This is a genomic window from Micromonospora sp. 067-2, assembly GCF_046549295.1.
GTDB lineage: Bacteria > Actinomycetota > Actinomycetes > Mycobacteriales > Micromonosporaceae > Micromonospora.
In genome coordinates this window covers 1-13399 of sequence record NZ_JAJPWB010000016.1, presented here as the reverse complement: position 1 = coordinate 13399, position 13399 = coordinate 1, and the positions used below count along the sequence as shown (strand labels likewise).

Annotated in this window: 13 protein-coding genes; 5 read left to right on the top strand and 8 right to left on the bottom strand. The window is 72.0% G+C overall.

The window, feature by feature from the left end; all coding sequences use genetic code 11:
- The 3 genes from zwf (at window position 1) to pgl (ending at window position 3662) form a co-directional block, all read left to right on the top strand.
- Complete coding sequence (gene zwf / locus ACLJN9_RS30240; protein ID WP_410815094.1) at window positions 1-1551, top strand: glucose-6-phosphate dehydrogenase; 1551 nt, start codon at window positions 1-3, stop codon at window positions 1549-1551.
- 169 nt (window positions 1552-1720) lie between these two features.
- Entirely contained in the window at window positions 1721-2737 is a 1017-nt protein-coding gene (locus ACLJN9_RS30235; protein WP_410815093.1) for a glucose-6-phosphate dehydrogenase assembly protein OpcA, read from the top strand.
- Window positions 2738-2891: 154 nt separating this feature from the next.
- Window positions 2892-3662 (top strand): 6-phosphogluconolactonase, encoded by a 771-nt coding sequence (gene pgl / locus ACLJN9_RS30230; protein ID WP_410815092.1) that lies wholly within the window; start codon window positions 2892-2894, stop codon window positions 3660-3662.
- A 50-nt stretch (window positions 3663-3712) separates the two neighbouring features.
- Here pgl and ACLJN9_RS30225 read toward each other — a convergent pair whose 3' ends face one another.
- From ACLJN9_RS30225 to rapZ, 8 genes are all read right to left on the bottom strand, one after another.
- Window positions 3713-4057 (bottom strand): RNA polymerase-binding protein RbpA, encoded by a 345-nt coding sequence (locus tag ACLJN9_RS30225; protein ID WP_410815091.1) that lies wholly within the window; start codon window positions 4055-4057, stop codon window positions 3713-3715.
- Between the two features lie 137 nt (window positions 4058-4194).
- The gene (gene secG, locus ACLJN9_RS30220) at window positions 4195-4455 is read right to left on the bottom strand and encodes a preprotein translocase subunit SecG (RefSeq protein WP_410815090.1); all 261 of its coding nucleotides are present in this window, start codon (window positions 4453-4455) and stop codon (window positions 4195-4197) included.
- Window positions 4456-4550: 95 nt separating this feature from the next.
- Entirely contained in the window at window positions 4551-5342 is a 792-nt protein-coding gene (tpiA, locus tag ACLJN9_RS30215; protein WP_410815088.1) for a triose-phosphate isomerase, read from the bottom strand.
- Entirely contained in the window at window positions 5343-6545 is a 1203-nt protein-coding gene (locus tag ACLJN9_RS30210) for a phosphoglycerate kinase (RefSeq protein WP_410815087.1), read from the bottom strand.
- A gap of 52 nt (window positions 6546-6597) precedes the next feature.
- Window positions 6598-7602 (bottom strand): type I glyceraldehyde-3-phosphate dehydrogenase, encoded by a 1005-nt coding sequence (gene gap, locus ACLJN9_RS30205; RefSeq protein ID WP_410815086.1) that lies wholly within the window; start codon window positions 7600-7602, stop codon window positions 6598-6600.
- Between the two features lie 263 nt (window positions 7603-7865).
- Window positions 7866-8846 (bottom strand): DNA-binding protein WhiA, encoded by a 981-nt coding sequence (gene whiA / locus ACLJN9_RS30200; protein WP_387204572.1) that lies wholly within the window; start codon window positions 8844-8846, stop codon window positions 7866-7868.
- Between the two features lie 54 nt (window positions 8847-8900).
- The gene (locus ACLJN9_RS30195) at window positions 8901-9950 is read right to left on the bottom strand and encodes a gluconeogenesis factor YvcK family protein (protein ID WP_410815084.1); all 1050 of its coding nucleotides are present in this window, start codon (window positions 9948-9950) and stop codon (window positions 8901-8903) included.
- Entirely contained in the window at window positions 9947-10831 is an 885-nt protein-coding gene (gene rapZ / locus ACLJN9_RS30190) for an RNase adapter RapZ (protein WP_410815139.1), read from the bottom strand. Before rapZ ends, ACLJN9_RS30195 begins: the two co-directional genes overlap by 4 nt.
- 271 nt (window positions 10832-11102) lie before the next feature.
- Between rapZ and ACLJN9_RS30185 the strand changes: the two genes are divergently transcribed.
- Both ACLJN9_RS30185 and recQ read left to right on the top strand, forming a co-directional pair.
- Complete coding sequence (locus tag ACLJN9_RS30185) at window positions 11103-11447, top strand: hypothetical protein (protein WP_410815083.1); 345 nt, start codon at window positions 11103-11105, stop codon at window positions 11445-11447.
- A gap of 75 nt (window positions 11448-11522) precedes the next feature.
- Window positions 11523-13376 carry a DNA helicase RecQ gene (recQ, locus tag ACLJN9_RS30180; RefSeq protein ID WP_410815081.1) on the top strand — a complete coding sequence of 618 codons (1854 nt, stop codon included), beginning with the start codon at window positions 11523-11525 and terminating at the stop codon, window positions 13374-13376.
- Window positions 13377-13399: the final 23 nt, after the last annotated feature.

The following is a 13399-nucleotide window of genomic DNA, read 5'->3' as shown; positions in this document are numbered from 1 at the left end:
ATGGACGACGTGACACAAGCGGAGCGAGGAACCGGCGTGAACCCCCTGCGCGACCCGCAGGACCGCCGGTTGCCGCGGATCCCCGAGCCGTGCGCTCTGGTGATCTTCGGGGTGACCGGCGACCTGGCCCGCAAGAAGCTGCTCCCCGCGGTCTACGACCTGGCCAACCGGGGGCTGCTGCCACCCGGTTTCGTGGTGCTCGGTTTCGCCCGCCGCGACTGGGGTGACGGCGACTTCGAGACGCTGGCCTGCGAGGCGGCCCGCAAGCACGCCCGTACCCCGTGGCGGGACGAGGTCTGGGCGCGACTGGAGGGCAACATCAAGTTCGTCGGCGGGTCGTTCGACGACGACGCCGCGTTCGACCAGCTCGCCACGACGCTGGACGAGCTGCGGCAGACCCACGGCATCGCCGGCAACGCCGCGTTCTACTTCTCCATCCCCCCGGCCGCGTTCCCCGTCGTGCTCAAGCAGCTCGCGCGCACCGGGATGGCCGACAACGAGAAGTCCGGCGGCTGGCGCCGAGTGGTGGTGGAGAAGCCGTTCGGCAACGACCTGCCCTCGGCGAAGGCGCTCAACGACCTCGTCGACGACGTCTTCACCCGCAAGGACGTCTTCCGGATCGACCACTACCTGGGCAAGGAGACGGTCCAGAACATCCTCGCCCTGCGGTTCGCCAACAACCTGTTCGAACCCCTGTGGAACTCCAAGTACGTCGACTCGGTGCAGATCACCATGGCCGAGGACGTCGGCATCGGCAGCCGGGCCGGCTTCTACGACACCGTCGGCACGGCCCGCGACGTGCTGCAGAACCACCTGCTCCAGCTCCTCGCCCTGGTGGCCATGGAGGAGCCGACCAGCTTCGACGCCGACGAGATCCGGGCTGAGAAGCTGAAGGTGCTCAAGGCCATCACCCTGCCCAAGGACGTGGCCCGGGACACCGTACGCGGCCAGTACCTGCCCGGCTGGGTGGGCGGCGAGCGCGCGGTCGGCTACCTGGACGAGCAGGGCGTTCCCGCCGACTCCACCACCGAGACGTACGTGGCGGTGCGGCTGGGCGTCCAGAACCGCCGCTGGGCCGGGGTGCCGTTCTACATCCGGGCCGGTAAGCGCCTCCCCCGCCGGGTCACCGAGGTGGCCATCATGTTCAAGAAGGCGCCGCACCTGCCGTTCAACGACGCCGACATGGAGTCGCTGGGCAACAACCAGTTGGTCATCCGGGTGCAGCCGGACGAGGGCGTGGTGCTCAAGTTCGGCTCGAAGGTGCCGGGCACCACCATGGAGGTCCGCGACATCGCGATGGACTTCCAGTACGGCGAGGCGTTCACCGAGTCCAGCCCGGAGGCGTACGAGCGGCTGGTGCTGGACGTGTTGATCGGTGACCGCACCCTGTTCCCGGACGCGGCCGAGGTGGAGCAGAGCTGGCAGGCGATCGACCCACTGGAGCACGCCTGGGTGGGCACCCGACCCGAGCCGTACCGCGGCGGGGAGTGGGGGCCGCGGGCGGCCGACGAGATGCTGGCCCGCGAGGGCCGCGCGTGGCGGCGGGCGTGAGCGAGCGCAGCGAGCGAACCAGCAGGCACAGCAGCGGGGCGCTCGCGCCGCCGCGAAGCGGTGGCGTGAGCGAGCGCAGCGAGCGAACCAGCAGGCACAGCAGCGGGGCGCTCGCGCCGCCGCGAAGCGGTGGCGTGAGCGAGCGCAGCGAGCGAACCAGGAGGCTCCAGTGATCGGGCTGTGGGACACCACCGGAAGTGAGGTGGTCAAGGCGCTGGCCGCCGAGCGGCGAAGCGCCGGCGGGGTGGCCAGCGGCATGGCGCTCACCCTCATCGTGGTGGTGGACGAGAAGCGGGTCCGCGAGGCGGAGGCGGCGGCGACCATCGCCGCCGCTGCCCACCCGTGCCGGCTGGTGGTGGTGGTGCGCTCGGAGATCGAGCGGGACCGCAACCGCCTGGACGCGGAGATCGTGGTCGGTGGCCGGCTCGGGCCGTGTGAGGCGGTGGTCACCCGGATGTACGGGCGACTGGCCCTGCACGCCGAGTCGGTGGTGATGCCGCTGCTGGTTCCGGACGTGCCGGTGGTCACCTGGTGGCACGGCGAGCCTCCGGCGGAGATCGCCACCGACTTCCTCGGCGTGGTCGCCGACCGACGGATCACCGACACGGCGCAGGCCACCGATCCGGTGGAGGCGCTGCGGCAGCGGGCACGGGACTACGCCCCGGGTGACACCGACCTGGCGTGGACCCGGATCACCCCGTGGCGGACCCTGGTCGCCGGGGCGTTCGACACCACCGAGGAGCAGATCTCCGAGGCGACCGTGGTCGCCCCGACCAGCGACCCGACGGCGGCACTGATGGTGGGTTGGCTGGGCAGCCGGCTCGGCATCACGCCCCGCCGGGTGGACACCGACGAGTACCCACGGATGCGTGAGGTGCAGCTGAACTGCGCCAACGGCGACCAGTTGACGCTGACCCGCGAGGACAGCATGGCGGTGTTCCGGCGGACCGGCCAGGACGACCGCATCCTGCCCCTGGTCCGCCGGCCGCTCGGTGACGAACTGGCCGAGGAGCTGCGCCGGCTCGACGCCGACCAGGTGTACGCGGAGGCCCTGGGCGCCACCGTCGGGCTGCGCGGGCTGGAGCAGCGTTCCCCGCAGCGGGTGCACGTCTGGAAGGATCCGGCCACCGCACGACGCGCAGAGGCCGGGGTCACCGCGCACTCCGGCACCAGCGGCGAGAGCTGACCGGCGACGTCCGTACCACGTCGGGGCGGGGCCGGGCTTGTCCCGGGCCCTGCCTCGGACCCCCGGGGCCCCCGCCCCGCCACGTCCGGGCGCACCCAGCCCGGGCACGACGCGACAGCGACCGCCCCGCGGTCGGGAAACGAAGGAACAACCGATGAGTGAGGCGACTGTCGCCGTGCACGCCGACGCCGACCTGCTCGCGCAGGCCGTGGCGGCCCGGCTGCTGGTGAAGCTGCTCGACGCCCAGGCCGACCGGGGTGAGGCCTCGGTGGTGCTCACCGGCGGCCGGATCGCCGCGGCCGTCTACCGGGCGGTGGCCCAGCTGCCGGCTCGGGACGCGGTGGACTGGTCGCGGGTCGACGTGTGGTGGGGCGACGAGCGGTTCCTGCCCGCCGGCGACCCGGAGCGCAACGAGACCCAGGCCCGCGCCGCCCTGCTGGACCTGGTGCCGCTGGACCCGGCCCGGGTGCATCCGATGCCGGCCTCCGACGGCCCGGCCGGCTACGACCCCGAGGCCGCCGCCGCCGGGTACGCCGAGGAGTTGGCGCGCGCCGCCCGGCCGGGGCACGCCGCGCTGCCGCACTTCGACGTGCTGATGCTGGGCGTCGGCGAGGACGGGCATGTCGCCTCGGTCTTCCCGGAACACCCGGTGCACTACGACAGCCGGCCGTGCAGCGCGGTGCGGGGTAGCCCCAAGCCGCCGTCGGTGCGGACCACGCTCACCCTGTCGGCGATCAACACCGCCGAGGAGGTCTGGCTGGTGGCCGGCGGAGCGGACAAGGCCCGGGCCGTGGGCATGGCGCTGGCCGGTGCCGGGGCGATGCAGCTACCGGCCGCCGGGGTGCACGGCGTGGACCGTACCCGCTGGCTCCTGGACCGGGCGGCGGCCGCCGACGTCCCCGCCCGCTTTCGCAGCCTGCGCTGACCGGTCGGTAGGGCCCCCTGATGTCGCTCGGGCGACGACAGGGGGCCTTGTCAGCTCTCGCCGCGGCGGCGGCGCAGCGCGGCCAGCGCCTCGGCCAGCAGCGCCTCACCCTCCTCGGCGGTGCGCCGCTCCTTCACGTACGCCAGGTGGCTCTTGTAGGGCTCGGCGCGGGTCCGACCCGGCGGGTTCTGGGCGTCCTGGCCGGCCGGGAGGCCACAGCGGGGGCAGTCCCAGAGCGGCGGCACGGCGGCGTCCGCGGCGATCCGGATGCTGGTCCGATGGTCGTTGCGGCACCAGTAGGTGACGTCCTGTCGGGGGGCGGGAAGGTGCCGCTCGTCCGGGCGGACGGGTGCCGACCCGACCCGGGCGCCGCGGATGACGTTGCCACTCGGCACGGCTGCTCGCTCCTGTCGTCGGAGGGACCCGCCGCCGGAGGGGATGCGGCGGCGGGCGACGCGGTGCAGCGGAGAAAAGCCTGCGCGCGGCCCGTCGTAACGGACCGCGCGCAGATTGTACGACTTGACGGGCGTGCTCAGGCGCCGCTGTTCATCTGCAGGCGGAGCCAGAGCCCCAGCCCGACGATGGCCGCGAACCAGACGATGCCCACCAGAACGGTGTAACGGTCCAGGTTCTTCTCCGCCACCGACGAGCCGGCGAGGCTGGAGCTGACGCCACCGCCGAACATGCTCGACAGACCGCCACCCTTGCCGCGGTGCAGCAGGATGAGCAGGGTGAGCAGGACGCTCGTGATGATCAGCAACACGATCAACGTGTATGCGAACCAGATCGGCATGGCTGGGGTCAGTCCTCTCGTAGCGATCCTCGCCCGGTCAGATCGGGCACGGCGGCACCGACCGGCGGACGGGCGGGGTCAAGGATACCGAGCGATCAGCGGGCGATGTGCTCCGGGAACCGGCAGATCTGCGCGAATTCCTCCGCGTCCAGGCTGGCGCCGCCCACGAGGCCCCCGTCGACGTCCTGCTTGGCCATGATCGAGGCGATGTTGGACGCCTTGACCGAGCCCCCGTAGAGGACCCGGACCTGGTCGGCGGTGTCCTGGTCGAAGCGCTTCGCCAGTCGCTGGCGGACCGCACCGCAGACCTCCTGGGCGTCCTCCGGCGTCGCGGTCTTGCCGGTGCCGATCGCCCAGACCGGTTCGTACGCGATCACGACCTGGCGGACCTGCTCGGCGGTGAGCCCGGCGAGGCCCCCGTCGAGCTGGTCGGAGCAGTGCGCCACGTGGGTGCCCTGCTCGCGTACGTCCAGCCCCTCCCCCACGCAGAGGATCGGGGTCAGGCCGTGCGTCAGCGCCGCCTTCACCTTGGCGTTGACCACCGTGTCGTCCTCGTGGTGGTACGCGCGCCGCTCGGAGTGCCCGACCACGACGTACGTGCAGCCGAGCTTTGCCAGCAGCGCACCGGAGATGTCCCCGGTGTACGCGCCCGACGCGTGCGGGGAGAGGTCCTGCCCGCCGTAGCCGATCAGCAGCTTGTCCCCGTCCACCGCCGTCTGCACCGTGCGCAGGTCGGTGAAGGGCGGCAACACGACCGTCTCCACGTCGGTGAGCTGCTTCTCGGTGAGGCTCGCGGCCAGCTTCTGCACGAGCAGGTTGGCCTCGAGGTGGTTGAGGTTCATCTTCCAGTTGCCGGCCATCAGGGGCCGGCGGGTGGTGCTCGCCATTCAGTTCTCCAGGGCCGCGATGCCGGGGAGGGACTTGCCCTCGAGGTATTCCAGGGAGGCGCCGCCGCCCGTGGAGATGTGCCCGAAGGACGACTCGTCCAACCCCAGGGCACGGACCGCGGCGGCGGAGTCGCCGCCACCCACGACGGTGAACGCGTCGGCCTTGGTGATCGCCTCGGCGACGCCCCGGGTGCCGGCCGCGAACGCCGGCATCTCGAACACGCCCATCGGGCCGTTCCAGAAGATCGTCCTGGCCTGGGACAGCACGGCGGCGAAACCGGCCACCGTCTCCGGGCCGATGTCCAACCCGAGCCGGTGGCTCGGGATGCCGTCGACGCGGACCGTGTCGTGCGTGGCGTCCGGGGCGAACGCGTCCGCCGCCACCACGTCGACCGGGAGCATGATCTTGCCCCCGGACCGCTCCAGCAGGCTGCCGCAGGTCTCGACCATGTCCTTCTCCAGCAGCGAGGTGCCCACCTCCAGGCCCTGGGCCTTGAGGAAGGTGAAGCACATGCCGCCACCGATGAGCAGTCGGTCGACCGTGGGCAGCAGGGCCTCGATCACCGCCAGCTTGTCGGAGACCTTGGAGCCGCCGAGCACCACCACGTACGGCCGCTCGGGGTCGCCGGTGAGCTTGGAGAGGACCTCGACCTCGCGCAGCACCAGCCGGCCCGCCACGTGCGGCAGCCGGGCCGGCACGTCGTGGACGCTGGCGTGCCTGCGGTGCACGGCGCCGAACGCGTCATCCACGTAGGCGTCGCCGAACGCGGCGAGCTGATCGGCGAAGGCGCCCCGCTCGGCGTCGTCCTTGCTGGTCTCACCGGCGTTGAAGCGCAGGTTCTCCAGAAGGGCGACCTGACCGTCGGCCAGGTCGGCGACGGTGGACCGGGCGGAGTCACCGACGGTGTCGGTGGCGAAGTGCACCGGCGCACCGAGCAGCTCACCGAGCCGCCCGGCGACCGGGCGGAGGCTGAACTGCGGGTCGGGCACGCCCTTCGGACGGCCCAGGTGCGAGCAGACGACCACCTTCGCGCCCGCCTCGACCAGCGCGCCGAGGGTCGGCAGCACCGCGCGGATCCGGCCATCGTCAGTGATGTCACCGGTCTGCTTGTCGAGCGGGACGTTCAGGTCGGCGCGCACCAGCACACGCCGACCCGACACCCCCTCGGCGAGCAGGTCGTCGAGGGACCGGACGGCACTCACAGAGCTAGCCTTCCGTTCGCGACTGCGGCGCTCGCAAGCTCACTCCTCGCGCTCACAGCGACGAACCCACCAGCTTGACCAGGTCGACGAGCCGGTTGGAGTAGCCCCACTCGTTGTCGTACCAACCGACGACCTTGACCTGGTTGCCGACCACCTTGGTCAGCGGCGCGTCGAAGATGCACGACGCCGGGTCGGTGACGATGTCGGTGGAGACGATCGGGTCCTCGTTGTAGACCAGGATGCCCTTGAGCGGGCCGTCCGCGGCGGCCTTCAGCGCGGCGTTGACCTCGTCCACGGTGGTCTCGCGGCCCACGTTGACGGTGAGGTCGGTGACCGAGCCGGTCGGGATCGGCACCCGCAGGGCGTACCCGTCGAGCTTGCCCTTGAGCTCCGGCAGCACCAGACCGATCGCCTTCGCGGCGCCGGTGGAGGTCGGCACGATGTTCAGCGCGGCGGCGCGGGCCCGACGCAGATCCGAGTGCGGCGCGTCCTGCAGGTTCTGGTCCTGGGTGTACGCGTGGATCGTCGTCATCAGACCGTGCTGGATGCCGAACGTGTCGTGCAGGACCTTCGCCATCGGCGCGAGGCAGTTGGTGGTGCACGAGGCGTTGGAGATGATGGTGTGCTTGGCCGGGTCGTAGGTGTCGTGGTTGACACCCATGACGACGGTGACGTCCTCGTTCTTCGCCGGAGCGGAGATGATGACCTTCTTGGCCCCGCCGTCGACGTGGGCCTTGGCCTTGGTGGCGTCGGTGAAGAAGCCGGTCGACTCGATGACGACGTCCGCGCCGACCTCGCCCCACGGCAGCGACGCCGGGTTCTTCTCGGCGTACGCCTTGATGGTCTTGCCACCGACGGTGATCTCGTCGGCGGTGGCCTTCACCTCGTACGGCAGGCGACCCAGGATGCTGTCGTACTTGAGCAGGTGGGCGAGCGTGGCGTTGTCGGTGAGGTCGTTCACCGCCACGACCTCGATGTCGGCGTCGGACGCCAGCACTGCCCGGAAGAAGTTACGGCCGATCCGGCCGAAGCCGTTGATGCCAACCCGGATGGTCACAGGTCCCATCTCCTCGCGTTTGGTCTGCCGGCGTCAGACAACGGGCCGGCGACGTGGTGTGCGCCGACCGTTGGAGCCGGCCGTGAACGGTTCATCTCGGCCACCCCGCCGCGGTCTGAGAACCTGACCGCCGAAGAGGCGGTGGCACGACGAGGAGTGCCTGTGCCGGCCCCCTTGCCGTACGCAGCGACCCTATCCGAGCGCGCGAGGCCACGCTGCGCCGGGTCGTTCGCCCGTGTGCACCGTGCGGCCCCGCTGTCCTATCAGACCACGAGCATGTCGGGCGTGACGGCTGCTTCGGTATCCGGGATGCCCAGGTCCCGGGCCCGCTTGTCGGCCAGCGCCAGCAACCGACGGATCCGCCCGGCGATGGCGTCCTTGGTCAGCGGCGGCTCCGCCAGCGCGCCCAACTCCTCCAGCGACGCCTGCCGGTGCTCCAGGCGCAGCCGACCGGCGTCGGTGAGGTGGTTGGGCGCCTCCTCGGCGAGGATCTCCAACGCCCGGGTCACCCGGGCGGCGGCGGCCACCGCGGCGCGCGCCGAGCGGCGCAGGTTGGCGTCGTCGAAGTTGGCCAGCCGGTTGGCGGTGGCCCGCACCTCCCGGCGTACCCGGCGCTCCTCCCAGGCGAGCACGCTGGAGTGCGCCCCGATCCGGGTGAGCAGCGCGGCGATCGCGTCGCCGTCCTTGACCACCACCCGGTCCACCCCGCGTACCTCGCGGTTCTTGGCCGTGATGCCGATCCGGCGGGCCGCGCCGACCAGCGCCAGCGCCGATTCCGGCCCCGGGCAGGTGATCTCCAGGGCGCTGGACCGGCCGGGCTCGGTGAGCGAGCCGTGCGCCATGAACGCGCCCCGCCAGGCCGAGACCGCGCAGCAGACGTTCGCGGCCACCACGTGCGGGGGCAGCCCCCGTACCGGCCGGCCGCGCACATCCAGCAATCCGGTCTGCCGGGCCAGGGCCTCGCCGTCCTTGACCACCCGGACGATGAAGTGGCTGCCCTTGCGCAGACCGCCGGAGGCCAGCACGTGGATCTCGCTGGGGTAACCGTAGACCTCGGCCACCTCCCGGCGCAGCCGGCGGGCCACCGCCCCGGTGTCCAACTCCGCCTCCACCACCACGCGGCCGGAGACGATGTGCAGGCCGCCCGCAAAACGCAGCAGCGCGGCCATCTCCGCCCGCCGACAGCAGGGCTTGGGCACGTCGACCCGACTCAGCTCGTCCTTGACCGCAGCCGTCATCGCCATTGTGCGTCCCCTCACGGACCGGTTCCGGCGTGTCGCCGGAGATTACGTACGTGTCTAACGATCGGCACCCAGGACAGGCACCAGTGCGGCGCCCAGCGCGGCTGGATCATGGCGGGGAGTCCCGTCGACAACGGCGACGGGGGCGAGGACCAGGCGGGCACCCAGCGATTCTGCCGCACGTTCGACCGGTTCGGGGTCACCGACCGCCAGGGCATCGGCCAGCACGAGATCCACCTTGAGCTCGGGCAGGTGCCAGCGCAGCGCCGCGAGGTGGTCGGCGACGGACAACCCCAGAGTCTCCTTCTCCGCGGCGAGGTTCAGGGTGACCAGTCGGCGGGCCGGGCTGGACACGATCGCGTCGGCCAGCTGCGGCACCAGCAGGTGCGGCAGCACGCTGGTGTACCAACTGCCCGGCCCGAAGATCAACCAGTCCGCCGCCCCGATTGCCGCGAGGGCCTCGGCGCAGGCCGCCGGGGCGGCCGGGGTCAGTCGCAGCGACTCCACCCGCCCCGTCGTGACCGCCACCTGGTGCTGACCGCGCACGGTACGCACCTCGTCGGGCGCGGCCGGGTCGACACCGCGTACCCGAGCCTCGATGCCCACCGGCTGGCGGGACATCGGCAGCACACGGCCGACCGTGCCCAACATCGCGCCGGCGTGCTCCAGCGCGGCCACCGGGTCGCCGAGCAGCTCCATCAGGCCGCAGATCACCAGGTTGCCCACCGCGTGCCCGGCCAGCCCGTCCACGCTGGCCGCGCCACCCCCGCCCGGGCCGCCGGTGCCGTCGATCGCCGCCGGGCCAGGACCACCTTCACCGAGCTGGTGTACGCCTACCGTCGCGGCGGCGAAGCGGTGCTGGAACAGCCCGGCGCTGCGTCGCGTGGCCGGATGGTCGCCGGCCAGCGCCACCAGGGCCTGCCGCAGGTCACCCGGCGGCAGCCCGCCACGCTCGGCGCGCAGCCGGCCACTGGAGCCACCGTCGTCGCCGACCGTGACCACCGCGGTGATGTCCAGGTCGAGTTCGGGTGCGCAGTGACGCAGCGCACGCAGCGAGGCGGACAGGCCGTGCCCGCCGCCGAACGCCACCACCCGGCGGGACGTCACTCGCGCCCCAGGTCGCGGTGCTGGGCGTTGGCCGCCAACCCGGAGTGGCGCAACCGGCCGGCCAGCTCCTCGGCGATCGCCACGCTGCGGTGCTTGCCGCCGGTACAGCCCACGGCGACCGTCAGGTAGCGCTTGCCCTCCCGCTCGAAACCGCTGGTGGTGGCGTTGACCAGGTCGGCGTACGAGGCGACGAAGGCGTCCGCGCCCTCCTGGCCCAGCACGTACGCGCTGACCGCCTCCTCCCGCCCGGTGTGCTCGCGCAACTCCGGCACCCAGTACGGATTGGGCAGGAAGCGGGCGTCGAGCACGAAGTCGGCGTCCGGCGGGAGGCCGTACTTGAAGCCGAACGACAACACGGTGACCCGCAGCCGGCGGGCGTCCTCCCCGCCGAACAGCTCCTCGATGCGCCGACGCAGCTGGTTGACGTTCAGGTGGCTCGTGTCGATGATCACGTCGGCCTGGTCACGGGCCTCCTCGAGGAGCCCGCGCTCCACGGCGATGCCGTCGGCGAGCCGCCCGTCGCCCTGCAACGGGTGCGAGCGCCGCACGCTCTCGAACCGCCGGATCAGCACCTCGTCATCGGCGTCGACGAAGACCACCCGGGGCGAGAAGCCACGCTCCTTGAGCTCGCGGATCGCCCCGACCAGGTCGGTGGAGAAGGCGCGCGAGCGCACATCCAGCACCATCGCGGTACGTCGGGCCGCGCCGCCGGCCTTGAACGCCAGCTCGGCCATGTCGAGCATCAGCGCCTGCGGCAGGTTGTCCACCACGTAGTAGCCGACATTCTCCAGTGCCCGGGCAACCGTGCTGCGGCCACCACCGGAGAGACCGGTGACCACGACGAGTGTGGTCTCCGACTCCGCAGTCGGCTGCCCGTCGATGGTCGCCGCGACGTCGAACCCGTCGCCGGCTGTGCGCGCCTCGCTCACCCGTACCCCCAAGCCGTGGCGCCGCGGCCGCCCTCGGCCGCGATTGGTCAATCAGCGACTCTATCCCGCCGCCCCGCCGAGGTCCGGCACCCGCCGCGCCCGCGCGGGCAACCGACGGCCCCGGGTCGCCCTCCCGACAGCCGCCACTCTTGATGACGATCTGTCATTGTCAATACGCTCCTCGTGATCGCCGCAGGTCAAGGCCGACATCTGGGAGGGTGCGATGCACGATCTGGCGGACAAGAACAAGTACATCGGCTTCCTGTTCATGCGGATCAACCCGGAATACTTCGCCCTCGGCCGAGAGGGCATCCACGAGGTCTCCGCCGAGCACGCCCGGGACCTGGGCCGCTTCGCCAAGCAGCTCACCCACGTCGTGTGCACCGGGGTGAACGGCAGGTACGACCAGGTCACCATGGTCGAGGCCGACACCCTCGAGGAGATCAACGCGGCGGCGACCGCGTTCCGGATGGGCAACAAGGCCCGCTACATCGAGATCGTCGACATCGTGGTGGGGATGAAAGCCCCGCCGCGCGGCCTGGCGAACCGGTCCAGCCAGCCCGGCTGACCGCGCCACCCGCCCGGCTCGCCCGCTCGGGTGCGCCGGGCGGGTGCTGTCGGGGTCAGCTCGTAGACTCCGCGGATGGCTTCCCCCACCGACCTGCGTAGCGAGGACGCGCTGCGGGTGCTGCGCCGGGTGTTCGGCTACGACGCCTTCCGCGGCTTCCAGCAGGAGGTGATCGACCACGTGGTCGCCGGCGGGGACGCGCTGGTGCTGATGCCGACCGGTGGCGGCAAGTCCCTGTGCTACCAGATCCCGGCCCTGGTCCGCAGCGGCGTGGCCGTCGTCGTGTCCCCGCTGATCGCCCTCATGCAGGACCAGGTGGACGCGCTCACCGCGGTCGGCGTACGAGCCGGTTTCCTCAACTCGACCCAGACGCTCGACGCTCGGCGGCGGGTCGAGGCGGCCTTCCTGGCCGGCGAGGTGGACCTGCTCTACCTGGCCCCGGAGGCGCTCGGCACACGCGCGGCGCAGCAGCTGCTCGACCGCGGCACGATCGGCCTGTTCGCGATCGACGAGGCACACTGCGTGTCCCAGTGGGGGCACGACTTCCGCCCCGACTACCTGGCGCTGTCGATGCTGCACGAGCGGTGGCCGCAGGTCCCCCGGATCGCGCTCACCGCCACCGCGACCAGCGCCACCCGCACCGAGATCGCCACCCGGCTCAAGCTCGACGACGCCCGACACTTCGTGGCCAGCTTCGACCGACCCAACATCCAGTACCGGATCGTGCCCAAGCACGAGCCACGCAAGCAGCTGCTGGCGCTCCTGCGCGACGAGCACCCCGGCGACGCCGGGATCGTCTACTGCCTGTCCCGCGCCTCGGTGGACAAGACGGCCGAGTTCCTCACCGCCAACGGGGTCGCCGCTCTGCCCTACCACGCCGGGTTGGACGCGGCGACCCGCGCCCGCAACCAGCAGCGCTTCCTGCGCGAGGACGGCCTGGTGATGGTGGCCACCATCGCCTTCGGCATGGGCATCGACAAACCCGACGTCCGCTTCGTCGCCCACCTCGACCTGCCCAAGTCGGTGGAGGGCTACTACCAGGAGACCGGCCGCGCCGGCCGGGACGGGCTGCCGTCCACCGCCTGGCTGGCGTACGGGCTCCAGGACGTGGTCCAGCAACGCAAGATGATCGAGACGTCCGAGGGTGACCTCGCGCACCGCCGCAACCTCGCCGCACACCTGGACGCCATGCTCGCGCTCTGCGAGACGGTGCGCTGCCGACGGGTCCAGCTGCTCGAATACTTCGGCGAGACGACGACGGCGGCGTGCGGCAACTGCGACACCTGCCTCACCCCACCGGAGTCCTGGGACGGCACGGTGGCCGCGCAGAAGCTGCTCTCCGCCGTCTTCCGCCTCGACCGCGAACGCAACCAGCGGTTCGGCGCCGGGCACTGCATCGACATCCTGCTCGGCAAGCAGACCGACAAGATCAGTCAGTACGGCCACGACGCGCTGAGCGTCTTCGGCATCGGCACCGAGCTGCGTGAGGCCGAGTGGCGCGGCGTCGTCCGGCAACTGCTCGCCGAAGGGCTGCTCGCCGTGCAGGGCGACTACGGCACGCTGACACTGACCGAGGCGAGCGCCGACGTGCTGGGCCGCCGACGCACCGTCACGATGCGCCGCGAGCCGGAGAGGCCGACGTCGAGCCGATCGGCGAAGCCACGCGGCGCGGCCACCGTGGTCGCCGAGTTGGCCCCGGCCGCCGCGCCGGTCTTCGAGCGGTTGCGCGGCTGGCGGGCGGCCACCGCCAAGGAGCAGGGCGTCCCGGCGTACGTGGTCTTCCACGACGCCACGCTGCGGCAGATCGCCAGCGACGCGCCCGCCTCACTGGCCGAGCTGTCGCAGGTCGGCGGGGTCGGCGAGAACAAGCTCGCCAAGTACGGCGAGCAGATCCTGGCCGTCCTCGCCGCCGACGCCGCGCCGGCCTGAGCGGTCGGTGTTCTGATCCGGGT